The following is a 26038-nucleotide window of genomic DNA, read 5'->3' on the forward strand; positions in this document are numbered from 1 at the left end:
CCGATCCCGCCCGACCTCCTTCGCCCTGTACAGCGCCGCATCGGCGCGGGCAATGATTTCCGCCCCGACTGGCTGGATGGCTGGTGTGAAACCAAGTCGGTGTGTGTGTGCGGTATTAAAAAAAACGCCGGGTGGCGGCTACGCCTTACCCGGCCTACGGGATCGAGGAAAAGGTTGGTTTTGTAGGCCGGGTAAGCGCAGCGCCACCCTGCGTAACTTACAGCGACCACCGATTCCGCCCGGCCTCCTTCGCCCTGTACAGCGCCGCATCGGCGCGGGCGATGATTTCCGGGCCGGCCAGCCCTGCGGTATAGCCTGCAATGCCCATACTCGCCGTCACACATTCACTAACCTTCGACGCGCTGTGCGGAATGGCTGCGTTGCGCAGGCCAGCCTGGATCCGCGCGGCGACTTTCTCAGCAACGCTTTCTTCGCAGTCAAAGAGGATCACCACAAACTCCTCGCCACCGTAGCGCGAAACCACATCCTCTGGCGTGCGCACCGAGGTGTTCAGCACCTCTGCCACCCGCGCGAGACACGCATCTCCGGCCTGGTGACCGTAGGTGTCGTTATACAGTTTGAAGTAATCGACATCCAGCATCAGCACCGCGAAGCGTTTGCCTTGCTCTACGGCATTTTCCAGCACCAGCTCCATCGCCCGGCGGTTGGCCGTTTTCGTCAGCGGATCCTGATGGGCCAGCGCATCCAGCCGTGAAATTAAACGCTGATTCTGCTGGTTGCGACGCCACGCCTCTTCAAACCAGCTCAACAGGATATAGCGCCCGCACACGAGAATGAACGTGAACACCACCCACAGCCCGGCAAAGCGATAATTAATTTCCTGATTCAGCAGCATGCTGGCAACGGGCAGGCTTACCCATAGCGGAACGGTGAAGCAGAGCAGTGCAACCGGGTGAAAATAGAGCGCGGTCATACCGGCCATCAGCAGGGTAACGAATATAGGCCAGGGATGAGGAAGCTGTAACACGTTGATAAACCAGTAACAACTTATCGACCACAGCAGGCTGCACATAAACAAAACGGCGCTGACGCCGCGGATGTGGCGCCAGGCCATGATCACCAGCGCTACGGAAAGGATCACCACGCCCAGCATGGAGGCGTCAATCATCTGCCGCAGAGGGGGGCTGATGTGCAGGAGGGCATCGATATGGCCGAACAGCGAATTGCGCAGCAGGACCATAAGGGCAAAGCTGGCATTCACAAAGGCGAGCCACGGCAGGTTCACGGCCAGCCCGTGAACAACCATTGATTTACGGGTAGGCCATATCGCGGGTTCGGGTGTGGCTGGATGTCTTTTTTCCATTGAAGAGAATTTTCCTTGAGCGGGCGGAACGTCCGCCCGCGAGTGCTGCCTTTACGGGGTCACAATGTTAAACCAGAATTCAAATTTATCCATGTAACCGAGCATGGCATCAAGTTTTGCGGCATCGCCGGTCACTTTGATATCGCCGTTATCCTGCGCCTGTTTAAGCGTCACTTCTTTCAGGATGATTTTATTCAGCGTATCGCGGTTGAGGGTCACGGTCGCGTCAGCGTCTTTCGCTTCGGCGTTCGCCGTGTGGTTCAGCACGCCATTTTCCAGCTCCAGCTTGTATTTACCGCCGTCGCTGCCGAGGTCGATGTTAAACACCGATTTTGCATCCGCCGCTTTTTCACCGTTAATGTGCACCGCCAGATAGTCAAAGAACATTTCTGGCGTCATCGCGCGCACGGTATCCGGGCTGGCGGTGTTCGGGGTCGGTCCTTTCACCACGCCGTTACGCAGCTCCTGGGCGCCGGTCAGGTAGAAGTTACGCCACGGGCCTGATTCAGCCTGATAACCCAGCTGCTCCAGCGCATCCGCTTCCAGGTTTCGCGCGGCCTGATTATTTGGATCGGCAAAGACCACTTTGCTGACCACCTGAGCCACCCAGCGGTAGTTCCCCTGGTCAAAGTCGGTTTTCGCTTTGCTCAGGATGGCATCCGCACCGCCCATGTAGTCCACAAATTTCTTCGCGGCTTCTTCAGGCGGCAGTTCGTCCAGGGTCGCCGGGTTGCCGTCAAACCAGCCTAAATAGAGCACGTAGGTCGCTTTAACGTCATGGCTGACAGAACCGTAATAGCCACGGTTTGCCCAGGTATTGGCCAGGGAGTTTGGCAGTTTGAAGTTGGCGGCAATCTCGTCACGGGTCAGCCCTTCGTTCGCCATGCGCAGGGTCTGGTCGTTGATGTAGCGATACAGGTCGCGCTGGCTTTTCAGCAGGTTAACCACGTTGTCGTTGCCCCATGTCGGCCAGTGGTGCTGCGCCATAATGATTTCGGCTTTATCACCCCAGCGTACAATCGCCTGGTTGATGTATTTCGACCATGGCAACGGCTCACGAATTTTCGCGCCGCGCAGGGAGTAGGTGTTGTGCAGGGTATGGGTGACATCTTCCGCTGACTCGATCAGCTTTTTCTCTTCGATATACCAGAGCATCTCAGAAGGCGCTTCCGATCCCGGCGCGAGCATAAAATCATAGGTCAGGCCGTCGATCACCTCTTTCTGACCATCTTTCTCGATGATATTGGTCGGGGCGATCAGGGTCACCGTCCCGGCGGAGGTGGTGGTGCCGAGACCCGCGCCGACCTGGCCCTTCGCATCCGGCTTCAGCAGGTTGCCGTACATATAGCTGGCGCGGCGGCTCATGACGTTACCCGCCATGATATTCTCCGCGACGGCGGCCTCCATAAATCCGGCGGGCGCGTAGATTTTCACCTTACCGGACTTCACATCTGCTTCATCCACCACGCCGCGCACGCCGCCATAGTGGTCAACGTGGCTGTGGGTGTAAATAACGGCGACCACAGGCTTATTACCGCGATTTTTATAGTAAAGATCCATCCCGACTTTGGCCGTTTCCGCCGACACCAGCGGGTCGACCACGGTAATGCCTTCTTTACCTTCAATAATGGTCATGTTTGACAGGTCGAGGTTACGGATCTGGTAGACGCCTTCGGTCACTTCAAACAGACCGCTGATGTTAATCAGCTGGGACTGACGCCATAAGCTCGGGTTAACCGAGTCGGGCGCCTTATCGCCTTCTTTGATAAAAGCGTACTGCTGCGGATCCCAGACGGTGTTGCCTTGCTCACCTTTGATAATGTCCTGAGGCAGCGGGGCAATAAACCCTTTGTGGGCGTTGGTAAAATCGGTGTTATCGGAGAAAGGAAGCTGGTTGAAGAGTGCGTTGTTGGCCTGTTGCGTTGCTGCGGTGGCATCCTTAGGTGCTTCTGCGGCCCAGGCGGAACTGGCAGAAATAAAACATCCCGCCAGCGCGAGACTCCTGACGATCTCATTGATTCTCATCCTAAAACCTCTCAGTAAACTGTGACGTTGTTTGTGGAGACTCCGAATCCTGGTGAAAGTGTGTCAAGAAATGCAAAAGGATTAAGCGAGGTAACAATAACTATAATCGGGGAGAGTAATTCAGCAAGTAAGCGGATGAAAAACCGGGCATTACGCCCGGTCGGTGGGTTATTTCTGCTCTTTTTTCTTGCCGAGCGTTGGCGTCTCGTCAAAGAAATTCCACGGCTTGAGTAACGTGTGCACCCATTCCGTCGGCATTATCGGCCACTCCTCGGCGCGGGCGACATGGGTGGTGCCGGTGGTCATCCAGATGACGTTATCCTGGTCGTTCAGCGATTCGTTATCTTTGCTGTACTGGCCGAGGCCGGTATCGTGCGTGGAACGGTTCGGGTATTTTCCCTCCGGGTACATCTCGTCGGGATGGTAACGCGTCACCCACAGCTGTTTATCCATAAAGCTCAGGCGGTGATAAATCCACTCGTCCGGGGCAAACTTCGCGCCGGACGCTACCGGGTGTGTGCCGCCCGCGTAAGGGATGATCTGATACGAGACCGGGTTGCCCATGCGGTTCTCTTTGCTGGTATTGCTCAGCAGGCGGATGGTGCCCGGGTCAAACTTCTGCGCCGCCTGCTGTTCGGTATCAATATCATACTGATTAACCTGCATGGTGCTGGTGCGCGGTCCGCCAGCGGTGTTCGGTTTGACGTCCGGATCCATGGCCACCAGCTTATTGTTGATGCCGTCCACGTCCATATCCAGACGGAAGTTGTAGATGTGCTGGTGGGTGGTACCGACAATATTATGGTCGATCAGCGTTCCGTATCGGGTGTCATCCTTCGCGGTGGCATCATGCATGGTTTTCGTCTGCACGCCTTTCACCGCTTCAATGCCCGTAGCCCCTGCATCAATGCCGATAGTGCCGTTTTCGTGGAATACCCAGTCGAAGATGTAATCGTAGTTACCCACGGTGCTGACCCAGCGCACCACCAGCTCGCGGCGTTCGGTGCTGACGTTGGGTTTACCTAATTCCTGATGCTTATATTCCGGCCCGGCGTAACGCTCGAAAATGGCGATCGCCCTGGGGATCTCCATTGGCGCGCCGGTGTAATCCGGGATGGTTTCGTTGAGCATCACGGCGTTAGACGGAACATCCTTGCCGCGCACCAGCGGGGAGGTCAGGGTACCCATGCCGTAATCGCCGGAGTCCAGATAGGCTTTAAAGTACCAGCCGATATCCGGGTCGCCGTACGGCACAATCATGCCGCCGAGCGATCCCTGATACATCACCTGTCGCTTTTTGCCGTTGTCGTTATAGGTCACGGTGGAGATTATCGGGCCGACGCGTGAGTCCAGGCTCAGATGAAAATCCCAGTTCTGCCAGTGCACCCTATCCCCGGTGATGGTGTAGTTCTTGCCTTCCGGCTCGATAATTTCCAGCGGTTTTTTCACCGTTTCAACGCGGTCGCGGCCATCATAAGGGCGCGGCGTGAGCGGAACCGGCACGACCGGGCCTTCCTCAATCTTCTGGATTTTCTTCTGCTCGAGATCCACCACCGCAACCAGGTTTTCGATCGGGTGCGCCCAGTAGTTACCGTCGCCCACGTCGAGATAGCTGATCACTTTCAGCAGGCGGTCTTCCTGTTTCAGCCCATCCTTGCCGTCAAAAAAGCCGACGGTAAGCGGAGTGGTGATCACTTTCTTCGGGTCGGTAATGCCGCGCTTTTTCAGCACGGCGGCAAACTCCGGGCTTTCATTGATGATCTGCTGCACGGTATTGAAGTCATCCAGCAGCACCATGCCGTGCGCGTCTTTGATCGGCTCCCAGCGGAGGATCTTTTTGTCCTTCAGATCCACCCGGCTTTCGATGATGTGTTTACCATCAAGCATGATGATATTGGCCTGGCGGGGCGCATCCACCGCCGTGCCGTTAAGCACAAAGTCCCAGACTTTGGCCTTTTCTGGCTCCGCCAGCGCAATCTGGGTAAAGCGGGTATTGGGTTTAAAATCCGCAGAGGCTTTCACAATGGCTACGGCCTGGTTGATTTCATCAGCCGTCAGCGCGTTTAACGGGTGGGGGCTTTTTTCAACCTGGAATGTCTGATCAAGACCGGACTGAAAGACATCGTTGATAAAGGTCTCCGGGATAAACGCCTTATTGTTCTTCATCACCACGGGCACCTGGAGCGTCAGCGGTTTGCCGTTAACGATGGCGGTGTTTGCGCCGGGTTTGACCTTCACAAAGGCACCGTCTTTGACGATGGTGAACATCTGGGCGTAATCATCCCACTGCACGTCCGCGCCAAACGCCTGAAGCGTTTTGTCCATCGGGACCATATGCGCCTCGCTGCCGTGAGCGTAAACAGGGGATTGCCAGGCGCAACAGAGCGCAACGGCCATGGCCAGTGCCGTTCTACGGGCAGAAAAAGAAGAATTGCTTCCCATCGCAGACCTCATCTTGTTGTGTTTATTGTGTTGTGTCAGCCTTATCCTGACAGGCGCGCACGAAAAGCGTTTGCCTGCATCTGCCAGGTTGTTTGTCAGTCTTGCCAGGTTAAAAAAAGAGCGGGGGTGCATCACACCCCGGTCAGGTAGTTGTAGGCCGGGTAAGCGGAGCGACACCCGGCAAGAAAGAGGTGCGTCAGAAGTCACCCTGCTGGCGCGCCACCAGCGTCAGGATGGAGTAGAGCGCCACGGCCTGCTGGTGCTGGTTGAAGATCTCCACCGCCCATTCCACCACGCCGGTGGGTTTTTCCTCGGCAGTGCGCTGTTTCTTCAGCGTTTTACGTTTACAGGTCAGGCGCACCTGAATGGTATCGCCCGGCTTGACCGGCTCGATAAAGCGCAGGTTTTCCATGCCGTAGTTGGCAATAACCGGCCCAACCCCGGCATCGACAAACAGCCCCGCCGCGGCGGAAATCAGGAAATAACCGTGTACCACGCGCTCACCAAAAATCGACTCCGCCGCGCCAATTTTGTCCATATGAGCGTAGAAATGATCTCCGCTCAGGCAGGCAAAATTCACGATATCCGCTTCCGTCAGGGTACGACGCGGGGTCAGCAGGCTGTCGCCCGGCTGTAACTCCTCGAAGTATTTACGGAACGGATGAACGCGATCTTCCTGCACCTCCGCGCCACGGACCCACTGTTTACCGATCGCGGCGAGCATGGACGGGCTGCCCTGAATGGCCGTGCGCTGAAGATAGTGCTTCACCGCGCGCAGGCCGCCCAGCTCTTCGCCGCCGCCCGCACGTCCCGGACCACCGTGCACCAGCTGCGGCAGCGGTGAACCGTGGCCGGTGGATTCTTTCGAGGATTCCTGGTTGAGGATCTGAATACGTCCGTGGGCGCGCGCTGCCCCGGCAATAAACTGCCGCGCCACGCGGGTATCTGCCGTAACCAGCGTTCCCGCCAGGCTGCCGCCGCCCGCCCGCGCCAGCTGCATGGCGTGTTCGGTGTTACGGCAGGGCATCAGGGTTGCAACGGGGCCAAAGGCTTCGATGGCGTGGACGGCCGGGGTTTCGTCCGGCTGCGGGCAGAACAGCAGGGTGGGCGGGAAGAATGCGCCAGCCGCCTGCAAATCAGCTTTACCACCCAGACGGATCTGACAGCCCGCGGCAAGGAGATGATCGACTTTTTCCTGCACGTCAGCACGTTGCTCACCGTTGACGAGGGCCCCCATCTTCACCCCTTCCTGGGCCGGATCGCCGACGACCACTTTCTCCAGCCGCGCAATCAGCGCCTGGCTGACGGCGTCAACCTGCGCTTCCGGCACGATGATGCGGCGGATGGCGGTACATTTTTGTCCGGCTTTGGCGGTCATCTCGCGCACCACTTCTCGGATAAACAGCGCAAACTCCGGGTGTTCCGGCGTCACGTCCTCACCCAGCACGCAGCAGTTGAGAGAATCTGCTTCCATGGTAAACGGAATGGAATGCGCGACGATATTCGGGTGGACGCGCAGACTCTGCCCGGTGCTGGCCGATCCGGTAAACGTCACCACGTCCTGGCTGTCGAGCTGGTTCAGCAGATCGCCCGCGCCACCGCAGATCAGGCTGATGGCGCCGTCCGGCACCAGCCCGCTCTCGACGATCGCTTTCACCATCGCCTGAGTCACCTGCGCGGTGGCGGTGGCGGGCTTGATGATGGCGGGCATCCCGGCAAGCCAGGTGGGCGCGAGCTTTTCCAGCATCCCCCAGCACGGGAAGTTGAACGCGTTGATATGCACCGCCACGCCGAATTTCGACGTTAACACGTGACGTGCCGCAAAGCCGCCTTCCTTCGACAGCGGGATCAGTTCATCCTCCGGCCACAGGGTATCGTCCGGCAGCTCACGGCTGCCGAGGCTTGCGTAGGTGAAGAGGGTGCCGATACCGCCTTCAATATCCACCCAGCTGTCGGCCTTCGTCGCGCCGGTCTGGGCTGACAGGGCATAAAAGCGATCCTTCTGGCTCAGCAGATGTTTGGCCACCGCCTTCAGCATGGCGGCGCGCTCGATAAAGCTCATTGCACGGAGCGCTTCTCCGCCGTGTTCAATGGCGTAACGGCGCGCGGCCGCCATATCCAGCCCTTCGCTGGTCACTTCATAGAGCGTTTCCCCGCTGATGGCGTGGGTGATGTTGCGCTCGCGGCCCCGGCCTGATTGCCAGGTGCCGGACAAGACGCTGGCTAACTGCTGCATTTCTTCTCTCCAGATGTTTCGTGATTTCACTATCAATAGTTTGATCGTGAATCATAAAAATCAAGCTGAGTTTTAATGAATTGTTAACGTTGTGATCTGTATTGCTTAGCCTGACCACCCGAAAGTCTTGCGTTATCGGCCTTTCATCAAAAGGCTTGCGAGCGTCGTCACAAAATAAACAAACGCTTCTTGGGGTTATATTTAACCTTTGTGTAACTTTTAAGAAACCAAATGATTCACCATTTTGCTATTTGTGGTGATTTAACGAATCACAAAGGTGGTTATGTGACGCAAGAACAACGCTTTGAGCAACGCATCGCACAGGAGACGGCCATCGAGCCGCAGGACTGGATGCCGGATGCCTACCGCAAGACGCTGATCCGCCAGATTGGACAGCACGCCCATTCTGAGATTGTCGGCATGCTGCCGGAAGGAAACTGGATCACCCGCGCGCCGACGCTGCGCCGGAAAGCCATTCTGCTGGCGAAGGTGCAGGACGAAGCCGGACACGGCCTGTACCTCTACAGCGCGGCGGAAACGCTGGGCTGCGCCCGGGAGGACATCTATCAAAAGATGCTCGACGGCAAGATGAAATACTCCTCCATCTTCAACTATCCGACCCTGAGCTGGGCCGATATCGGCGTCATTGGCTGGCTGGTGGACGGGGCGGCCATTGTGAACCAGGTGGCGCTGTGTCGTACGTCTTACGGTCCGTATGCCCGGGCGATGGTGAAAATCTGTAAAGAAGAGAGCTTCCACCAGCGTCAGGGTTTTGAGGCCTGCATGGCGCTGGCGCAGGGCAGCGAAGCCCAGCGGCAGATGTTGCAGGACGCCATCAACCGTTTCTGGTGGCCCGCGCTGATGATGTTTGGACCCAACGACGACAACTCCCCAAACAGCGCCCGCAGTCTGGCCTGGAAGATCAAACGCTTTGGCAACGATGAGCTTCGCCAGCGCTTCGTGGACAACACGGTGCCTCAGGTGGAGATGCTCGGTATGACCGTGCCGGACCCCGACCTGCGTTTCGATGAAGCGAGCGGCCACTACCGCTTCGGCGAAATCGACTGGCAGGAATTTGACGAGGTGATCACCGGGCGCGGGATCTGCAACCACGAACGTCTGGCCGCAAAACGTAAAGCCTGGGACGACGGCGCATGGGTGCGTGAAGCCGCTCTGGCCCACGCGGAAAAACAACGCGCCCGCCAGGCCGCATAAGAGGAATCAACCATGAGCAATGTTTACTGGCCGTTATACGAAGTTTTTGTCCGTTCGAAGCAGGGGCTGTCGCACCGGCATGTGGGCAGCCTTCACGCTGCCGACGACCGCATGGCGCTGGAAAACGCGCGCGATGCCTATACCCGCCGCAGCGAAGGCTGTTCCATCTGGGTGGTGAAGGCGAGTGAAATCGTCGCTTCCCAGCCGGAAGAGAGCGGGGAGTTTTTCGATCCGGCGGAAAGCAAGGTCTACCGCCATCCGACGTTTTACACCATCCCTGATGGCATCGAGCATATGTGAGGTTGGGGATGAACAACGTATCTGCTTATGCCCTGCGTCTGGGCGACAACGGTCTGGTGCTCTCACAGCGTCTGGGTGCCTGGTGCGGCCACGCGCCGGAGCTGGAAATTGACCTGGCGCTCGCCAATATCGGCCTTGATCTGCTCGGGCAGGCGCGCAATTTCCTGACCTACGCCGCTGAACGGGAGGGTAAGGGCGATGAAGACACCCTGGCCTATGGCCGCGATGAGCGTCAGTTCCGCAATCTGCTGCTGGTGGAACAACCAAACGGCAGCTTCGCTGACACCATTGCCCGTCAGTATCTGATGGATGCGTGGAACGTGGCGCTCTACGAGCGGCTGATCCATAGCAGCGACAGTCAGCTTGCCGCCATCGCGGCAAAAGCCATTAAGGAGGCACGCTATCACCTGCGCTTTAGCCGCGGCTGGCTGGTGCGGCTGGGGGACGGAACAGAGACCTCCGCACAAAAAATGCAGCAGGCGGTGGATAGCCTGTGGCGCTTTACGGCTGAACTGTTCGACGCCGACGACGTCGAGCTGGCGCTAATTGATGACGGCGTGGCGGTTGATCCGCGCGACCTGCGGGACCCGTGGGAGCGCGAAGTGTTTGCTGGCCTGGCGGAAGCCACCCTCCGCGTGCCCGAAGAGGTGGCGTATCGCACGGGCGGCAAGAAGGGGCTACATACCGAACACCTCGGGCCGATGCTGGCAGAGATGCAGTATCTCCAGCGCGTTTACCCCGGCCAGCAGTGGTAAAGGAGGACGCCATGCAACGCCTCGTCGACATCGCGCCTGCACAAATCCCGCAGATTTGGGCGCTGTTAAGCCAGATCCCCGACCCGGAAGTGCCGGTGCTGACCATCACCGACCTGGGCATGGTGCGCAGCGTGAAGGCGCAGGGGGAAGGCTGGGTCATCGGCTTCACGCCAACCTATTCGGGCTGTCCGGCAACAGAGCATCTGCTGGGGGCGATCCGCGAAACCCTGACCGGAAACGGCTTTAGCCCGGTACATATTGTGCTGCAACTGGAGCCCGCCTGGACCACCGACTGGATGACCGACGATGCCCGCAGGCGCCTGCGTGAATATGGCATCAGCCCGCCTGTCGGCCATAGCTGCCATGCCCACGTTCCCGCGGAGGTGAGCTGCCCGCGCTGTGCGAGCACCGATACCTCGCTCATCAGTGAATTTGGTTCCACGGCCTGCAAAGCGCTCTACCGCTGCAATACCTGCCGTGAGCCCTTCGACTATTTCAAATGTATTTGAGGCTGCCATGACAACGTTTCATTCATTAACAGTGGCAAAAGTAGAACCCGAAACCCGCGACGCGGTGACCATTACCTTCGCGGTGCCGCAGGCGTTACAGGAGGCGTACCGCTTCCGTCCCGGTCAGCATCTGACCCTGAAAGCCAGTCCTGGCGGGGATGAATTGCGCCGCTGCTACTCCATCTGCCGGAGCACCGCGTGCGGTGAGATCAGCGTGGCGGTCAAAGCCATCGAGGGCGGACGTTTTTCCCGCTATGCCCGGGACGAGATCAAACCGGGCATGGCGCTGGAGGTGATGGTGCCCCAGGGGCAGTTTGGCTATCAGCCGCAGGCCGAACGCGAAGGCCATTATCTGGCGATTGCCGCCGGGTCCGGGATCACCCCGATGCTGGCAATTATGTCCGCTACGCTGGCCACTGAAGCCCACAGCCACTTCACCCTGATTTACGGCAACCGCAGCAGCCAGAGCATGATGTTCCGCCGGGCGCTGGCGGACCTGAAAGATAAATACCCGCAGCGTTTGCAGCTGATCGCCATCTTCAGCCAGGAGACGCTCGACAGCGATCTGCTCCATGGCCGCATTGACGGGGAAAAGCTCCAGGCGCTGGCAAAAACGCTGGTGAATTTCCGCCAGTACGATGAAGCCTTCATCTGCGGCCCGTCGGCGATGATGGACGAGGCTGAGGCGGCACTAAAAGCGCTGGGTATGCCGGAAAAAGCGATCCATCTTGAGCGCTTTAACACGCCGGGTACACCCGTTAAACGGACTGTCAGCGTGCAGGCCGACGGGCAGAAGGTCACCGTCCGCCAGGACGGGCGCGACCGTGAAATCACCCTGACGGCGGACGACGAAAGCATTCTTGACGCGGCCCTGCGTCAGGGGGCGGATCTGCCTTACGCCTGCAAGGGCGGCGTATGCGCCACCTGCAAATGCAAAGTGCTGCGCGGAAAAGTCGATATGGCGACCAACTACAGCCTGGAGCCGGACGAGCTGGCCGCAGGCTATGTGCTGAGCTGTCAGGCGCTGCCGTTAACCGCCGACGTTATCGTCGATTTTGATGCGAAGGGGATGGCATGAGCGAACTGATTGTCACCCGTCACGGCCGCGTGTTGCAGCTGACGCTTAACCGTCCGGCGGCGCGCAACGCGCTCAACAATGCGCTGCTCCTGCAAATCGCGGAGCAGCTTGAGGCCGCCGCCGCGGATGCTGAGATCGCCGTCTGCGTGGTGTACGGCAACGAACGCTGCTTTGCCGCCGGGGCCGATCTCAACGAAATGGCGGAGAAAGACCTGCCCGCCACCCTGAACGATATCCGCCCGCAGCTGTGGGCGCGGATCAACGCCTTCACCAAACCGCTGATTGCCGCCGTGAACGGCTTCGCGCTGGGGGCAGGCTGTGAGCTGGCGCTGCTCTGCGATGTCGTGATTGCTGGCGATAACGCCCGTTTTGGCCTGCCGGAAATCACCCTCGGGATCATGCCGGGCGCAGGCGGCACCCAGCGGCTGATCCGCAGCGTGGGTAAATCGCTGGCCAGCAAAATGGTGCTGACGGGCGAAAGCATCACGGCGGTTCAGGCGCACAGCGCCGGGCTGGTCAGCGACGTCTATCCGGCCTCGCTGACGCTGGAGTACGCCCTGAAGCAGGCGGCGCGGATGGCGCGCCACTCGCCGCTGGCGCTACAGGCGGCGAAGCAGGCGCTTCGCCAGTCGCAGGAAGTCCCGCTTCAGGCCGGGCTGGCGCAGGAGCGTCAGCTGTTTGCGTTGTTCGCGGCCACCGACGATCGCCGGGAAGGTATCAACGCCTTTTTACAAAAACGCACCCCAGACTTTAAAGGACGCTAATTGTGGAATCTATTCTGAGCCATGTTGAGCAGGGCGTAATGACCATTACGCTGAACCGCCCGGAGCGCCTGAACAGCTTTAACGACGTCATGCACCAGCAGCTTTCCGAATGCCTGAAGCAGGCCGAGCGTGATGACGCCATCCGCTGCCTGCTGATCACCGGGGCAGGACGCGGTTTCTGCGCCGGGCAGGATCTTAACGACCGTAACGTGGACCCGAACGGCCCCGCGCCCGATCTGGGCATGTCCGTTGAGACTTTTTACAACCCGCTGGTGCGCCGCCTGGCAAAACTGCCGAAGCCGGTGATTTGCGCGGTTAACGGCGTGGCGGCGGGGGCGGGTGCCACGCTGGCCCTCGGCTGCGACATGGTGATTGCGGCGCGCTCCGCCAGTTTTGTGATGGCCTTCAGCAAGCTCGGGCTGGTACCGGACTGCGGCGGCACCTGGCTGCTGCCGCGCGTGGCCGGACGCGCCCGCGCCATGGGGCTGGCATTGCTGGGTGATAAGCTCAGCGCCGAGCAGGCACAGGCCTGGGGAATGATCTGGCAGGTGGTGGACGACGAGCAGCTCTCCGCCACCGCACAGCAGATGGCGCTGCATTTTGCCTCGCAGCCGACCTTTGGCCTGGGCTTGATCAAGCAGGCGATTAACGCCGCCGAAACCAATACCCTCGACGCCCAGCTTGATCTGGAGCGCGACTATCAACGTCTGGCCGGACGCAGCGACGACTACCGGGAAGGCGTCAGCGCGTTCCTGGCAAAACGCGCGCCGAACTTTACGGGGAAATAAGATGGTGAATATCCATACGGTCGCCGTCATTGGCAGCGGCACCATGGGCGCCGGGATTGCCGAAGTGGCAGCCAGCCACGGTCATCCGGTTCTGGTGTACGACATTGATGCAGCGGCGATTTCCCGCGCCATCGACGGCATTCGTCAGCGGCTCTCCTCTCGCGTTGCGCGCGGAAAACTCTCTGCCGACGCCGGGGAACAGATCCTCGCCCGCCTGACGCCGGTGACGAATATCAGTGCTCTGGCGAAAGCCGATCTGGTGATCGAGGCGGCCTCCGAGCGGCTTGAGGTAAAAAAAGCGCTGTTTACCCAGCTGGCTGAGATCTGCCCGCCGCAGACGCTGCTTGCCAGCAATACCTCGTCCATTTCCGTTACCGCGATTGCAGCGGAGATAAACCACCCTGAACGCGTCGCCGGGCTGCACTTCTTCAATCCTGCCCCGGTGATGAAGCTGGTGGAAGTGGTCAGCGGGCTGGCGACCTCTCCCGAAGTGGCCGATGCACTGTGCGAGCTGGCGTTGAGCTGGGGAAAGCAGCCGGTACGCTGCCAGTCCACGCCGGGGTTTATCGTCAACCGCGTGGCGCGCCCGTTCTACTCGGAAGCCTGGCGCGCGCTGGAGGAGCAGGTGGCAACGCCCGAGGTGATCGACGCCGCCCTGCGAGACGGCGGGGGCTTCCCGATGGGGCCGCTTGAGCTGACGGACATGATTGGTCAGGACGTCAACTTTGCCGTGACCTGCTCCGTGTTTAACGCCTTCTGGCAGGAGCGTCGTTTTCTGCCGTCGCTGGTGCAGCAGGAGCTGGTGCTGGCCGGGCGTCTGGGCAAGAAAAGCGGGCAGGGCGTTTACCGCTGGCTGGAGGAGAAACCCGCCGTCAGCTGGCTCGCCCCGGTCAGCGACAGCTTCAGCCCGATGCGCGTACAGCGAAGAAGTGACGGTGTCACGGAAATTGACGATCTGTTGCTGATCGAAACGCAGGGTGAAACCGCGCAGTCGCTGGCGCTGCGCCACGGCTGCCCGGTGGTGGTGGTCGACCGCATCGAGCGGGATGTGGCCGTGATAGCCGCCGCACCCGGCAACCCGCACGCCGCCACGCAGAAAGCCATTTACTGGTTGCAGCACCAGGAGAAACGGGTGGTACAGATTGCCGATTACCCCGGCCTGCTGGTCTGGCGCACGGTAGCGATGATTGCCAACGAAGCGCTGGACGCCCTGCAAAAAGGGGTCGCCAGCGAGCAAGACATCGATACCGCCATGCGCTTAGGGGTTAACTATCCCTGCGGGCCCATCGCCTGGGGCGAACGCCTTGGCTGGCAGCGTCTGTTAACGCTGCTGGAAAACCTGCAACGTCACTACGGCGAGGAACGCTATCGCCCCTGTTCACTGCTGCGCCAGCGTGCGCTTCTGGAGAGTAGCTATGAGTCATAACGCCTGGCATAACGCCCGCGCGATGTACGAACGGGACGCCTGCGCGCAGGCGATGGGGATGGACATTATCGACATGGGCGAGGGCTACGCGGTGGTGACCATGACCATCACCCCGCAGATGCTCAACGGGCATAAAACCTGCCACGGCGGACAGCTGTTCTCGCTGGCCGATACCGCCTTTGCCTACGCCTGCAACAGTCAGGGGCTGGCGGCGGTGGCCTCAGGCTGCGCCATCGATTTTCTGCGTCCGGGCTTTGCCGGAGATAAGCTCACCGCCACCGCGCGGGTGAAGCATCAGGGCAAACTGACCGGCGTCTACGACATTGAAATTCAGAACCAACACCAGAAAACCGTCGCTCTTTTTCGCGGGAAATCGCACCGCACCGGCGGCAGTGTGACAGGAGAAGCCTGATGCGTGACGCATTTATTTGTGAGGGGGTGCGTACCCCGGTTGGTCGCTACGGCGGAGGATTATCCAGCGTGCGCGCCGATGACTTAGGGGCCGTGCCGCTGCGTGCGCTGCTGGCGCGTTACCCGCAGCTCGATCTGGAGCGCATAGATGACGTGATCTTCGGCTGCGCGAATCAGGCCGGAGAGGATAACCGCAACGTGGCGCGCATGTCGGCGCTGCTGGCCGGGCTGCCGCAGACGGTATCCGGCACCACCATTAACCGCCTGTGCGGCTCCGGTCTGGATGCCCTTGGCTTTGCGGCGCGCGCCATCAGGGCCGGGGATGGCGATCTGCTGATCGCAGGTGGCGTCGAATCCATGTCCCGTGCGCCGTTCGTGATGGGCAAAGCCACGGCGGCGTTTCAGCGTCAGGCGGAGATCTTCGACACCACCATCGGCTGGCGATTTGTGAATCCGCTCATGCATCAGCAATACGGAACTGACAGCATGCCGGAAACGGCAGAGAATGTAGCGGAATTGTTAAATATAAGCCGTGCCGATCAGGACGCATTTGCCCTGCGCAGCCAGCAGCGCACCGCGCGGGCGCAGCAGAATGGCGTTCTGGCGCAGGAGATTATCCCGGTACAGGTGGCGGGCAAAAAAGGTGCGGTAACGGAAGTGAGCGTGGACGAGCATCCGCGCGCCGAAACCACCCTGGAACAGCTTGCCGCGCTGAAAGCCCCGTTCCGTAAGAACGGTGTGGTGACGGCGGGGAACGCCTCTGGCGTCAACGACGGGGCGGCGGCGCTGATTATCGCCAGCGAGCCGATGGCGCTTGCCCAGGGGTTAACCCCGCGCACCCGCATTGTGGCCATGGCGACAGCGGGCGTCGAGCCGCGCCTGATGGGATTAGGCCCGGTGCCCGCCACCCGCAAGGTGCTGGAGCGTGCCGGACTCAGTATCACCGATATGGACGTCATTGAGCTTAATGAAGCCTTCGCCGCACAGGCGCTGGGCGTGCTGCGTCAGCTGGGCTTGCCGGATGACGCCGAGCATGTCAACCCGAACGGCGGGGCGATCGCGCTAGGTCATCCGCTGGGAATGAGCGGTGCCAGACTGGCGCTGGCCGCAAGCAATGAATTGCACCGACGCGGCGGGCGCTACGCGCTGTGTACGATGTGCATCGGTGTGGGTCAGGGCATTGCCATGATCCTTGAGCGTGTTTGAGCGAACAATAATGTGAGTACCCTGCGATGATAAATACAACAAAGCTTGATCCGATCGAAACCGCGTCCATTGATGAATTGCAGGCGTTGCAGACCGCGCGCCTGAAGTGGACGCTGCACCACGCCTACAACAACGTTCCGATGTACAAACGCAAGTTTGATGCCGCGGGCGTTCACCCTGACGATTTCACCGAGCTGGCGGACCTGCAAAAATTCCCGTGCACCACCAAGCAGGATCTGCGCGACAACTACCCGTTTGATACCTTTGCGGTGCCGATGGAGCAAGTTGTGCGCATCCACGCTTCGTCGGGCACCACCGGAAAGCCGACCGTGGTGGGGTATACCCAGAATGATATCGACAACTGGGCCAATATCGTCGCCCGTTCCCTGCGCGCCGCCGGGGGCAGCGCGAAGGATAAAATTCACGTCGCCTACGGTTACGGGCTCTTCACCGGCGGGCTGGGGGCGCACTACGGTGCCGAGCGTCTGGGAGCGACGGTGATCCCGATGTCCGGCGGCCAGACGGAGAAGCAGGCGCAGCTGATCCGCGATTTCCAGCCGGATATGATCATGGTGACGCCGTCTTACTGCCTGAACCTCATTGAAGAGCTGGAGCGTCAGATGGGCGGCGATGCCAGCGCCTGTTCCCTGCGCGTCGGCGTGTTTGGCGCCGAGCCGTGGACGCAGGCGATGCGCCGCGAAATTGAAAAACGGCTGGGCATTACCGCGCTGGATATCTATGGTCTCTCCGAGGTGATGGGGCCGGGCGTGGCGATGGAGTGTCTTGAAACCGCCGACGGCCCGACCATCTGGGAAGATCACTTCTTCCCGGAGATCGTCAACCCGAATGACGGCACGCCGCTGGCCGACGGCGAGCAGGGCGAGCTGCTGTTCACCACGCTGACCAAAGAGGCGCTGCCGGTGATCCGCTACCGCACCCGCGACCTGACGCGCCTGCTGCCGGGCACCGCACGCACCATGCGCCGGATGGATCGCATCAGCGGGCGCAGCGACGACATGCTCATCATTCGCGGGGTTAACGTCTTCCCGTCACAGCTGGAAGAGGAGATCGTTAAGTTCGAACACCTTTCGCCGCACTATCAGCTGGAGGTGAACCGCCGCGGGCATCTTGATTCACTTTCGGTGAAGGTCGAGCTGAAACAGAGCAGCTTAACGCTGACCCATGAACAGCGCTGTCAGGTCTGCCATCAGCTGCGTCATCGGATTAAATCGATGGTGGGGATCTCGACCGACGTGATGATCGTGAACTGCGGCAGTATACCGCGCTCCGAGGGTAAAGCCAGCCGGGTGTTTGATTTGCGTAAAGTGGCAGCCAACGGTTGAATTTCCCTCACCCCAGCCCTCTCCCAAAGGGAGAGGGTGTATTAAGTTCCCTCTCCCTTTGGGAGAGAGTTAGGGTGAGGGTACACCCCAGATTCGTATGCTATGATTCATCCAGGAAAAAAATAACAACAGAATGAATCACATGAATAAACTTGATGCCTTTATCCAGCACGCAGTCAGCTCTGTTCCCGTCAGCGGAACGTCGCTTATCTCCTCGCTGTATGGCGATGCGCTTTCCCATCGCGGCGGAGAGATCTGGCTCGGCAGCCTGGCGGCCCTGCTGGAAGGGATGGGTTTCGGGGAGCGCTTTGTGCGCACCGCGCTGTTTCGCCTCAACAAAGAGGGCTGGCTGGACGTGTCCCGCATTGGCCGCCGCAGCTTTTACCGTCTCAGCGACAAGGGGCTGCGTTTGACCCGCCGCGCGGAAAATAAAATCTACCGTGCGGAACTGCCGGCGTGGGATGGTAAATGGCTGCTGCTGCTTTCCGAGGGGCTGGATAAAACCACGCTCGCGGACGTGAAAAAACAGCTCATCTGGCAAGGGTTCGGCACGCTGGCGCCGAGCCTGATGGCCTCGCCGTCGCAGAACCTGGCGGACGTGCAGTCTCTGCTGCATGACGCGGGCGTGGCGGAAAACGTCATTTTCTTTGAAGCCCATTCGCCGCTGGCCTTGTCACGCGCGGCGCTACGATCCCGCGTGGAAGAGTGCTGGCAGCTGACCGAACAAAATGCGATGTACGAAACGTTTATCAACTCGTTCCGTCCGCTGCTGCCGCTGCTGAAAGAGGCGCCGCCTGAGGATTTGACTCCGGAACGCTGCTTCCAGATCCAGCTGTTACTCATTCATTTTTATCGTCGCGTGGTGCTGAAAGATCCGCTGTTGCCGGAGGAGTTACTTCCTGCGCACTGGGCGGGACAGAGCGCGCGACAGCTGTGTATTAACATCTACCAGCGCGTGGCGGCGGGAGCCCTGGCGTTTGTCAGTGAGAAGGGGGAAACCTCCGTGGGCGAGCTGCCCGCTCCCGGCACGCTTTATCACCAGCGTTTTGGTGGTCTGAATATCACATAAGGAGAGGGTATGCCTGTTTATCAAATTGATGGTCTGACGCCGGTCGTGCCTGAAGAGAGCTATGTTCACCCGACCGCGGTGCTGATTGGCGACGTGATCCTCGGAAAAGGTGTTTACGTGGGCCCTAACGCCAGCCTGCGCGGTGATTTTGGCCGGATCGTGGTGAAAGACGGCGCGAACATCCAGGATAACTGCGTGATGCACGGTTTTCCGGAGCAGGACACGGTGGTGGAAGAGGACGGGCATATCGGCCACAGCGCGATCCTGCACGGCTGCATTATCCGCCGTAATGCGCTGGTGGGGATGAATGCGGTCGTGATGGACGGGGCGACGATCGGCGAAAACAGCATCGTCGGGGCGGCGGCGTTTGTGAAGGCCAAAGCGGAGATGCCTGCGAATCACTTAATTCTTGGCAGTCCGGCGAAAGCGATTCGTGAGTTAAGCGCGCAGGAAATAGAGTGGAAAAAGCAGGGCACGCGGGAGTATCAGGTACTGGTGGATCGCTGTAAGCAGACGCTGCATCAGGTGGAGCCGCTGCGGGAAGAAGAGCCCGGACGCAAACGGCTGGTCTTCGATGAGAATTTACGGCCCAAGTCGGCTGGCCGGGATAAATAAGGCCGTTCGTTCCCGCATGTTGCTCAAGGCGTGAAGATGAGCTTAATACGCTTCCGGCAGGGGCCGGTCAATCGACACCAGCTTTCCGCGCTTCATGGTGATATAGCCCCCGGCTTTGAGATCTGCCAGCACGCGAAAGACATGCGTGCGTGACAGGTTAGTGCGCTTAATGATAAACAGCGCCAGGCCCTCATTCTCTCCCGTGTGGGTCTCCTGCCGATAGAGATAGCGGTACAGCATCGGTTTTATGGTCTGGTAGCTGGTGACCTGCCTGCGTTCATTGCGCAGGTCGATGGTGAAAATGGACATGTAGGTCAGTATGGTGGCCAGCGCCTGCATGCGCTCAGACCCGCCCTCGAAAAATAGCTGGTCGAAGTCGGCCCAGGCTATTCTCACCAGCTTCACCTTTGCACTGCTGCGATATTCATACTTCGCCAGTGGACAATACCTTTCCATTAACCCTATCGGCATATACTCGATAGTATTGCCAATATTTAGGCCATCATCAGGCATTAATATTGTCAGCGACCCTTCAGTGCAAAAATAGATATAGCCAGGCTCGACGGTGAATTTTTTATTTGCGGCAACGGTTAAGGCCTCGCCTTTACAAAGCATGTGCGGAAAGAATTGCCCAATATTGAGTTGCTGATAATAGGTATGGATATCCTGAAAATTCACGCTAAGCCTCTCCCCGCAACGTCTGCCGTGGTAACGAGTATAGCAGCAATAGCCCCCGGATTACGAACCGATAAATAACCAGTCCCATATGGGACTATGATGAGAAAGTATTCTGATTAGAATGGTCGTCAATGAGTTCGCATTAAAATTATCCGCCAACAGTAAATATCCAGGCGGCGCAATTAATCTATGAGGCCATTCAATGAAATTAACCCTAATTGCTAAACATCTGGCGCTTGCCGGTGTGTTAACGTCGCTGTCGCTTTCCGCGTTTGCGGAAGTGCAGCCGCAGGATGCCACTGCCACAACCCGGCAGGCAAATAACGCCCTGTATAACAAATTACCGTTTGCCGATAAAACCGACTTTGAGAACGCCCATAAAGGTTTTATCGCCCCGCTGCCACAAAACATGATTAAAGGCGAGCAGGGGAACGTTATCTGGAACCCGGCGAAATATGATTTCGTGAAAGAGGGTGAAAAAGCCCCGGATACGGTAAACCCGAGCCTGTGGCGTCAGTCACAGCTGATCAACATTGGCGGGCTGTTTAAGGTCACCGACGGCGTGTATCAGATCCGCAATCTCGATCTCTCCAACATGACCATCATTGAAGGCGAGAAGGGCATCACCGTTATCGACCCGCTGTTAAGCGCTGAACCGGCGAAAGAAGCGCTGGATCTCTACTATGCAAACCGCGGCAAGAAACCGGTCGTCGCTGTGGTGATCACCCACAGTCACGTCGACCACTACGGCGGCCTGCGCGGTGTGGTTGACGAAGCCGACGTGAAGTCCGGCAAAGTGAAGATCTACGCCCCGGAAGGCTTTATGAAAGAAGCGGTTTCCGAAAACATTATGGCCGGGAATGCGATGAGCCGCCGTGCGAGCTATATGTACGGCAACCTGCTGAAGCCGGATGCAAAAGGCCAGGTGGGGGCGGGTCTTGGCACCACCACCTCTGCGGGTACGGTGACCCTGATCCCGCCGACCAACTACATTACCCATACCGGCCAGCAGGAAGTGATTGACGGGCTGACCTACGACTTTATGATGGCGCCGGGCTCAGAAGCCCCGTCCGAAATGCTGTGGTATGTCAAAGAGAAGAAAATGATCGAAGCCGCAGAGGACGTGACCCATACCCTGCACAACACCTACTCCCTGCGCGGCGCGAAAATCCGCGATCCGCTGGCCTGGTCCAAGTACATCAACGCCGCCATTGAGCGCTGGGGCGCGGACGCGGAAGTGATTATTGCGCAGCACCACTGGCCGACCTGGGGCAACGAGAATATCGTCAAGCTGATGAAAGGCCAGCGCGATATGTATCGCTACATCAACGACCAGACCCTGCGTATGGCAAACAAGGGGCTGACCCGCGACGAGATCGCCGCTGAATTTACACTGCCGGAATCGCTGGAAAAACAGTGGGCTAGCCGCGGCTATTACGGTTCCGTCAGCCACGACGTCAAAGCCACCTACGTGTTTTATCTCGGCTGGTTCGACGGCAACCCGGCTACCCTCGACGAACTGCCGCCTGAACAGGCTGCGAAGAAGTTTGTGGAATACATGGGAGGGGCCGATGCCATCATGCAGAAAGCCAAAGCTGACTATCAGCAGGGCAACTACCGCTGGGTGGCGCAGGTGACCAGCAAAATTGTCTTCGCCGATCCGCAGAACGCTGCGGCACGTAATCTGGAAGCCGACGCGCTGGAGCAGTTAGGTTACCAGGCGGAAGCGGGCACCTGGCGTAACTTCTACCTGACCGGCGCGCAGGAACTGCGTAATGGCGTGAAGAAGCTGCCGACGCCGAACACCGCCAGCCCGGATACCGTGCGGGCGATGACCCCGGAAATGTTCTTCGACTACCTGGGCGTGCACATCAACGGGGTGCGGGCCGGTAACGCGAAAGCGGTCTTTAACATCGATCTCGGTAAGGATGGCGGCAAATACAAGCTGGAGCTGGAAAACGGCGTGCTGAACCATACCGCCAACGCGCAGGCGAAGGATGCCGACGCAACCATCACCCTGGACCGCACCACGCTGAATGACATCATCCTTAAGAAAGAGACGCTCAAGCAGGCGATGGACAAGGGTGACGTCAAGGTGAGCGGAGACGGAGCGAAGCTGGAAGAGATGCTGAGCTACATGGACACATTTGACTTCTGGTTCAATATTGTCACGCCATAAGTTTAGCGTTCATCCTGGTTAATCCTGGCGCCTTATTACGATAAGGCGCTATTTTTTTCATTCACGCATCGCCAGCGCGCTGGCGCTTGCCGGATCGAACAGCGAAATACTCTCGATCTGATCCAGCATGATCACTTTGCGAAAATCCATGGCGCTTTTGGGCTCCGAATCGAGCGTAATGTCATGCTCGGCATACCATTTGCTGTAGTTATGTTCGATACAGAGCTGCATGTTCTTCCCGTCACGGTAGCCGCTCAGCATCGGAATAAGCACGATATTGGCCGTTTTTTCATACTCCAGCGTGGCGGTATGGATCATGCCAATATAGATCCGCCGCGATTTCAGCGTGACGTGCGCCAGTTCACCTTCCTCCATGCACTGATAGAGCAGTTGTTCAATCCCGCTCGACTGCGCCAGCCGCTTGTACAATTTTTTCCGGCCATCGCCGTCCAGCCGCGCGCTTCCGGCCCAGTTCGATCGGTAGAGACAAAACAGGATCGCGAAGGTCAGCATCACCACCACCGGGGCCTGAATCCCCAGGAAGCTCCAGTTCATAAAATCAATTTGCCAGTCGGCATATTTTGCTGACGTGAAATGGAACGTGTTATCGGCGGCGGAGAGGGCGAACAACAGCAGCCACAGCAGGCCGGTGGCGATCACCCCCTGAAGAACAAAAATACAGCCATACAGTGCAACAAGAAAATAGACGTCCCAGCCAAAGGATCGCTTGATTTTAAACCGTGTTGAGAGGTCGCGGCTGGTGTACCAGTACCCGCATACCATCAATACCATGAATATTGCCGTTCCCATTTCAGGCCCTCTTCAGCGCGTTGACATGGCGCAGAAAGTCCTGCCGCACCTCGTGGCTTTTGTAGTTAACCGAGGCGTTTCCATCCTGATCGATGATGATGCGGTCGCCATCCTCTACGGCTTCGATAATTTCCTGGTGACTCATGACCTGCAACAAGGATTCCGGGCTGGAAAAGAGCGTCATCAGTAAATGTTTCATCGCGTGACATCCTTATGAATTAAAAGGATAAGTCTGGAAGATAAATGGCACCTTTGCCTTAAGGTTATCCCTAAAAAATCGGCAGCCTGGCGGCGAAATTCATATTTTTCACAAAATGGTTGTGCGTGGTGATATTCCATATAACTGAAAAATAATAAGAATAAAAAATATTTCTGCGCAAACTTGGACAAATAAAGTTAATTGTGTAAGTTTAAATTATGCGATTCCGCTACGTTGTTTACACCCAGGATGTGACCCATGAGCACGTTGCCGTCCGTCATCAGTCGGTTCGTTGATTACTACGCCACGCTGGATACCCAGCCACCTTCGGCGCTGGCGGGGATTTATCGCGCCGATGCCACGCTTATCGATCCCTTTGGCGAACACAGCGGGGTGTTCGCGATTCAACGCTATTTCACCCATCTGCTGGCTAACGTCCAGCACTGTCGCTTTACCGTCGATGCACCGTTGCAGCAGGGCGATCGCTTTGTGGTCACCTGGATGATGCACTGGTCGCACCCGCGTATCGCCGGGGGGGCAATGCGCCAGCTGCCGGGCTGCTCCGTGGTAGACATGCGCGACGATCGCATTGTTCGCCAGCGGGATTACTACGATGCCGGAGAGATGATTTACGAACATCTCCCGATACTCGGCTGGGCCGTGCGCGGCGTGAAGCGAAGAGTGAAATCATGAAAACGGTTCTGATCACCGGCGCAAGCTCGGGCATCGGGGTGGGGCTGGCGAAATCTTTTGCCGACGATGGTTACCGGGTGATTGCCTGCGGGCGCGATGCGCAACGTCTGGCAGCCGTGCATCAGTACAGCCCCAACATTACGGTGCGCCTGTTCGATATGACAGACAGGGACGCCTGTCGCCAGGCGCTGGCGGACTGTACTGCCGACACGGTGATTCTCTGCGCCGGAACCTGCGAGTATCTCGACCGCGGCGAGGTGGATGCCGAGCTGGTGACGCGGGTCATGACCACCAATTTCATCGGGCCGGTAAACTGCCTTGCGGCGTTGCAGCCGCAGCTGGTATCCGGCAACCGCGTGGTGCTGGTCAGTTCGATGGCGCACTGGCTTCACTTCCCGCGAGCCGAAGCGTATGGCGCCTCCAAGGCGGCGTTAACCTGGTTCGCCGATACGCTGCGCCTCGACTGGGAACCGAAAGGGATTGCCGTCACGGTCGTTTCACCCGGTTTTGTCGACACGCCGCTGACCCGCAAAAACGATTTCCCGATGCCGGGCCGGGTCAGCGTGGGGGACGCCGTCCACGCCATTCGTCGCGGTCTGGCAAAAGGGAAGGATCACATCGCGTTTCCCGCCGGGTTCAGCCTGGCGCTGCGCCTGCTTTCCGGCCTGCCCGATGTACTTCAGCGCGCACTGCTGCGCAGGATGGTGCGACCATGAAAATCGCAATTATCGGCAGCGGCATCGCCGGGTTAACCTGTGCCTGGCGGCTCGCCGGACATCATCAGGTCACGCTGTTTGAGGCGCAGGCCACGCCGGGCGGCCATACCGCAACGGTGGATGTCGATACGCCGCAGGGCAGCTTTGCCATCGATACCGGTTTTATCGTCTACAACGACCGCACCTATCCGCGCTTCATGGGGCTGCTCAGCGAACTGGGCATCTGCGGGCAAAAAACGCAGATGAGCTTTTCGGTGCACAACCCGCAGAGCGGGCTGGAGTACAACGGGCACACGCTGACGTCGTTGTTCGCCCAGCGACGTAATCTGCTCAACCCGGCTTTCTGGACGCTGCTGAAGGAGATCGTGCGCTTTAACCGGCTGGCGAAACAGACGCTCCGGGGCGAAGTCGATGGTTCCGCCACGCTGGAAACGTTCCTGCGCCAGCACCGTTTTACGCCCTTTTTTGCGCGCCACTACATCCTGCCAATGGGGGCGGCTATCTGGTCGTCGTCGCTACAGGAGATGAAACGCTTTCCGCTGCCGCTCTTTTTACGCTTTTTTGAAAACCACGGTCTGCTGGACATTACCCATCGTCCGCAGTGGTACGTGGTGCCAGGCGGCTCCAGGGAGTATATCCGCGCGATGCTGGATACGCTCGGCGATCGCCTGACGCTGCACCTTAACGCGCCGGTGCAGCAGGTTATTCGCCACGATCGTGGGGTTGATATTGCGCGTGAGGGCGTAACAGACACTTTTGATCAGGTGATCTTCGCCTGCCACTCCGCTCAGGCGCTGGCGATGCTCGCCAGCCCAACGCAGGCTGAACGCGAGGTGCTGGGGGATATCGGCTGGCAGCGTAACGAGGTGGTGCTTCACCGCGATCCGCGCTGGCTGCCGGTGCGCGAACGCGCGTGGGCGAGCTGGAACTACCGCCTCAGCGAGCAGGATCAGGCCAGCGCCTGCGTCACCTACAACATGAATATCTTGCAGGGACTGCCGCCGGGTTGCCCGCTGTTTTGCGTCACCCTCAACCCGGAAACGCCGGTGGAGGAACGGTTTGTGCTGCGCCGCTTTGTCTATGAGCATCCGCTTTTTAACCCGCAAAGCTGGCAAGCTCAGGCCCGGCGCGGCGAAATAAACGGTCGCCAGCGGAGCTGGTTCTGCGGCGCGTACTGGTACAACGGCTTCCACGAAGATGGCGTGCGCAGTGCGCTGGACGTGGTCAACGCTATCGCGACCGGGGAGGGCAACTGAG

The 26038-nt window shown here is 58.8% G+C and carries 25 protein-coding genes; 18 read left to right on the forward strand and 7 right to left on the reverse strand.

The window, feature by feature from the left end:
- Positions 1 to 186: hypothetical protein (locus L463_RS24490; protein ID WP_219810774.1), on the forward strand; the 186-nt coding region annotated here is incomplete at its 5' end.
- 31 nt (positions 187 to 217) lie between these two features.
- Here L463_RS24490 and L463_RS08195 read toward each other — a convergent pair.
- The 4 genes from L463_RS08195 to paaZ form a co-directional block, all read right to left on the reverse strand.
- Positions 218 to 1324: a GGDEF domain-containing protein gene (locus L463_RS08195; RefSeq protein ID WP_023296554.1), complete on the reverse strand. Its 1107-nt coding sequence runs from the start codon at positions 1322 to 1324 to the stop codon at positions 218 to 220.
- A gap of 51 nt (positions 1325 to 1375) precedes the next feature.
- Complete coding sequence (locus L463_RS08190) at positions 1376 to 3349, reverse strand: alkyl/aryl-sulfatase (RefSeq protein WP_023296555.1); 1974 nt, start codon at positions 3347 to 3349, stop codon at positions 1376 to 1378.
- Positions 3350 to 3517: 168 nt separating this feature from the next.
- Entirely contained in the window at positions 3518 to 5791 is a 2274-nt protein-coding gene (tynA, locus tag L463_RS08185; protein WP_023296556.1) for a primary-amine oxidase, read from the reverse strand.
- A gap of 196 nt (positions 5792 to 5987) precedes the next feature.
- Complete coding sequence (gene paaZ, locus L463_RS08180) at positions 5988 to 8027, reverse strand: phenylacetic acid degradation bifunctional protein PaaZ (protein WP_032673209.1); 2040 nt, start codon at positions 8025 to 8027, stop codon at positions 5988 to 5990.
- 285 nt (positions 8028 to 8312) lie between these two features.
- On the opposite strand from paaZ, the gene paaA reads away from it, so the two are divergent.
- From paaA to paaY, 13 genes are all read left to right on the forward strand, one after another.
- Positions 8313 to 9242, forward strand: a complete 930-nt coding sequence (paaA, locus tag L463_RS08175; RefSeq protein ID WP_032103760.1) for a 1,2-phenylacetyl-CoA epoxidase subunit PaaA — start codon at positions 8313 to 8315, stop codon at positions 9240 to 9242.
- Between the two features lie 12 nt (positions 9243 to 9254).
- Entirely contained in the window at positions 9255 to 9542 is a 288-nt protein-coding gene (gene paaB / locus L463_RS08170) for a 1,2-phenylacetyl-CoA epoxidase subunit PaaB (protein ID WP_003857353.1), read from the forward strand.
- An 8-nt stretch (positions 9543 to 9550) separates the two neighbouring features.
- Positions 9551 to 10297, forward strand: a complete 747-nt coding sequence (gene paaC, locus L463_RS08165; protein WP_015570597.1) for a 1,2-phenylacetyl-CoA epoxidase subunit PaaC — start codon at positions 9551 to 9553, stop codon at positions 10295 to 10297.
- Positions 10298 to 10308: 11 nt separating this feature from the next.
- Positions 10309 to 10806, forward strand: a complete 498-nt coding sequence (gene paaD, locus L463_RS08160) for a 1,2-phenylacetyl-CoA epoxidase subunit PaaD (protein ID WP_003857347.1) — start codon at positions 10309 to 10311, stop codon at positions 10804 to 10806.
- A 7-nt stretch (positions 10807 to 10813) separates the two neighbouring features.
- The gene (paaE, locus tag L463_RS08155; RefSeq protein ID WP_032103755.1) at positions 10814 to 11884 is read left to right on the forward strand and encodes a 1,2-phenylacetyl-CoA epoxidase subunit PaaE; all 1071 of its coding nucleotides are present in this window, start codon (positions 10814 to 10816) and stop codon (positions 11882 to 11884) included.
- Positions 11881 to 12648, forward strand: coding sequence for a 2,3-dehydroadipyl-CoA hydratase PaaF (gene paaF, locus L463_RS08150; protein WP_032673210.1), 768 nt, complete (start codon positions 11881 to 11883; stop codon positions 12646 to 12648). The genes paaE and paaF overlap by 4 nt, the downstream gene beginning before the upstream one ends.
- A complete protein-coding gene (gene paaG / locus L463_RS08145; RefSeq protein ID WP_026080707.1) occupies positions 12648 to 13436 on the forward strand; it encodes a 2-(1,2-epoxy-1,2-dihydrophenyl)acetyl-CoA isomerase PaaG in 789 nt (262 codons plus the stop codon). Before paaF ends, paaG begins: the two co-directional genes overlap by 1 nt.
- A gap of 1 nt (position 13437) precedes the next feature.
- A complete protein-coding gene (gene paaH, locus L463_RS08140; protein WP_032103753.1) occupies positions 13438 to 14862 on the forward strand; it encodes a 3-hydroxyacyl-CoA dehydrogenase PaaH in 1425 nt (474 codons plus the stop codon).
- Positions 14852 to 15274 carry a hydroxyphenylacetyl-CoA thioesterase PaaI gene (gene paaI / locus L463_RS08135; RefSeq protein WP_017693477.1) on the forward strand — a complete coding sequence of 141 codons (423 nt, stop codon included), beginning with the start codon at positions 14852 to 14854 and terminating at the stop codon, positions 15272 to 15274. Before paaH ends, paaI begins: the two co-directional genes overlap by 11 nt.
- Positions 15274 to 16479, forward strand: a complete 1206-nt coding sequence (gene pcaF, locus L463_RS08130) for a 3-oxoadipyl-CoA thiolase (protein ID WP_032103752.1) — start codon at positions 15274 to 15276, stop codon at positions 16477 to 16479. The genes paaI and pcaF overlap by 1 nt, the downstream gene beginning before the upstream one ends.
- 26 nt (positions 16480 to 16505) lie before the next feature.
- Complete coding sequence (paaK, locus tag L463_RS08125; protein ID WP_023303684.1) at positions 16506 to 17822, forward strand: phenylacetate--CoA ligase PaaK; 1317 nt, start codon at positions 16506 to 16508, stop codon at positions 17820 to 17822.
- 133 nt (positions 17823 to 17955) lie between these two features.
- The gene (gene paaX, locus L463_RS08120; protein WP_032103751.1) at positions 17956 to 18891 is read left to right on the forward strand and encodes a phenylacetic acid degradation operon negative regulatory protein PaaX; all 936 of its coding nucleotides are present in this window, start codon (positions 17956 to 17958) and stop codon (positions 18889 to 18891) included.
- A 9-nt stretch (positions 18892 to 18900) separates the two neighbouring features.
- Positions 18901 to 19506 (forward strand): phenylacetic acid degradation protein PaaY, encoded by a 606-nt coding sequence (paaY, locus tag L463_RS08115; RefSeq protein WP_006810541.1) that lies wholly within the window; start codon positions 18901 to 18903, stop codon positions 19504 to 19506.
- A 42-nt stretch (positions 19507 to 19548) separates the two neighbouring features.
- Here paaY and L463_RS08110 read toward each other — a convergent pair whose 3' ends face one another.
- Positions 19549 to 20184: a helix-turn-helix domain-containing protein gene (locus L463_RS08110; protein ID WP_032103750.1), complete on the reverse strand. Its 636-nt coding sequence runs from the start codon at positions 20182 to 20184 to the stop codon at positions 19549 to 19551.
- Positions 20185 to 20386: 202 nt separating this feature from the next.
- On the opposite strand from L463_RS08110, the gene L463_RS08105 reads away from it, so the two are divergent.
- Positions 20387 to 22363, forward strand: coding sequence for an alkyl/aryl-sulfatase (locus tag L463_RS08105; protein WP_017693471.1), 1977 nt, complete (start codon positions 20387 to 20389; stop codon positions 22361 to 22363).
- Between the two features lie 57 nt (positions 22364 to 22420).
- Here L463_RS08105 and L463_RS08100 read toward each other — a convergent pair whose 3' ends face one another.
- Together L463_RS08100 and L463_RS08095 are read right to left on the reverse strand one after the other, a co-directional pair.
- Positions 22421 to 23173, reverse strand: coding sequence for a hypothetical protein (locus tag L463_RS08100; protein WP_017384508.1), 753 nt, complete (start codon positions 23171 to 23173; stop codon positions 22421 to 22423).
- 1 nt (position 23174) lies between these two features.
- Positions 23175 to 23372: a hypothetical protein gene (locus tag L463_RS08095; RefSeq protein ID WP_003857318.1), complete on the reverse strand. Its 198-nt coding sequence runs from the start codon at positions 23370 to 23372 to the stop codon at positions 23175 to 23177.
- Positions 23373 to 23630: 258 nt separating this feature from the next.
- Here L463_RS08095 and L463_RS08090 point away from each other — a divergent pair, with 258 nt between their 5' ends.
- Genes L463_RS08090 through L463_RS08080 form a run of 3 tightly spaced genes read left to right on the forward strand, consistent with a single transcriptional unit; the run spans position 23631 to position 26037 of the window.
- Positions 23631 to 24065: a nuclear transport factor 2 family protein gene (locus L463_RS08090; protein WP_017384507.1), complete on the forward strand. Its 435-nt coding sequence runs from the start codon at positions 23631 to 23633 to the stop codon at positions 24063 to 24065.
- Positions 24062 to 24781, forward strand: coding sequence for an SDR family NAD(P)-dependent oxidoreductase (locus tag L463_RS08085; RefSeq protein ID WP_017693470.1), 720 nt, complete (start codon positions 24062 to 24064; stop codon positions 24779 to 24781). The genes L463_RS08090 and L463_RS08085 overlap by 4 nt, the downstream gene beginning before the upstream one ends.
- On the forward strand, positions 24778 to 26037 hold the full coding sequence (locus L463_RS08080; protein ID WP_017693469.1) for an NAD(P)/FAD-dependent oxidoreductase: 1260 nt from the start codon (positions 24778 to 24780) through the stop codon (positions 26035 to 26037). The genes L463_RS08085 and L463_RS08080 overlap by 4 nt, the downstream gene beginning before the upstream one ends.
- Position 26038: the final 1 nt, after the last annotated feature.

Source organism: Enterobacter sp. BIDMC 27, from assembly GCF_000534415.1.
Lineage (GTDB): Bacteria > Pseudomonadota > Gammaproteobacteria > Enterobacterales > Enterobacteriaceae > Enterobacter > Enterobacter hormaechei_C.

Coding starts and splice junctions, on each gene's coding strand:
- L463_RS08195 (WP_023296554.1), bottom strand. CDS start 1,324: ATGGAAAAAAGACATCCAGCCACACCCGAACCCGCGATATGGCCTACC.
- L463_RS08190 (WP_023296555.1), bottom strand. CDS start 3,349: ATGAGAATCAATGAGATCGTCAGGAGTCTCGCGCTGGCGGGATGTTTT.
- tynA (WP_023296556.1), bottom strand. CDS start 5,791: ATGGGAAGCAATTCTTCTTTTTCTGCCCGTAGAACGGCACTGGCCATG.
- paaZ (WP_032673209.1), bottom strand. CDS start 8,027: ATGCAGCAGTTAGCCAGCGTCTTGTCCGGCACCTGGCAATCAGGCCGG.
- paaB (WP_003857353.1), top strand. CDS start 9,255: ATGAGCAATGTTTACTGGCCGTTATACGAAGTTTTTGTCCGTTCGAAG.
- paaC (WP_015570597.1), top strand. CDS start 9,551: ATGAACAACGTATCTGCTTATGCCCTGCGTCTGGGCGACAACGGTCTG.
- paaD (WP_003857347.1), top strand. CDS start 10,309: ATGCAACGCCTCGTCGACATCGCGCCTGCACAAATCCCGCAGATTTGG.
- paaE (WP_032103755.1), top strand. CDS start 10,814: ATGACAACGTTTCATTCATTAACAGTGGCAAAAGTAGAACCCGAAACC.
- paaF (WP_032673210.1), top strand. CDS start 11,881: ATGAGCGAACTGATTGTCACCCGTCACGGCCGCGTGTTGCAGCTGACG.
- paaH (WP_032103753.1), top strand. CDS start 13,438: ATGGTGAATATCCATACGGTCGCCGTCATTGGCAGCGGCACCATGGGC.
- paaI (WP_017693477.1), top strand. CDS start 14,852: ATGAGTCATAACGCCTGGCATAACGCCCGCGCGATGTACGAACGGGAC.
- pcaF (WP_032103752.1), top strand. CDS start 15,274: ATGCGTGACGCATTTATTTGTGAGGGGGTGCGTACCCCGGTTGGTCGC.
- paaK (WP_023303684.1), top strand. CDS start 16,506: ATGATAAATACAACAAAGCTTGATCCGATCGAAACCGCGTCCATTGAT.
- paaX (WP_032103751.1), top strand. CDS start 17,956: ATGAATCACATGAATAAACTTGATGCCTTTATCCAGCACGCAGTCAGC.
- paaY (WP_006810541.1), top strand. CDS start 18,901: ATGCCTGTTTATCAAATTGATGGTCTGACGCCGGTCGTGCCTGAAGAG.
- L463_RS08105 (WP_017693471.1), top strand. CDS start 20,387: ATGAAATTAACCCTAATTGCTAAACATCTGGCGCTTGCCGGTGTGTTA.
- L463_RS08100 (WP_017384508.1), bottom strand. CDS start 23,173: ATGGGAACGGCAATATTCATGGTATTGATGGTATGCGGGTACTGGTAC.
- L463_RS08095 (WP_003857318.1), bottom strand. CDS start 23,372: ATGAAACATTTACTGATGACGCTCTTTTCCAGCCCGGAATCCTTGTTG.
- L463_RS08090 (WP_017384507.1), top strand. CDS start 23,631: ATGAGCACGTTGCCGTCCGTCATCAGTCGGTTCGTTGATTACTACGCC.
- L463_RS08085 (WP_017693470.1), top strand. CDS start 24,062: ATGAAAACGGTTCTGATCACCGGCGCAAGCTCGGGCATCGGGGTGGGG.
- L463_RS08080 (WP_017693469.1), top strand. CDS start 24,778: ATGAAAATCGCAATTATCGGCAGCGGCATCGCCGGGTTAACCTGTGCC.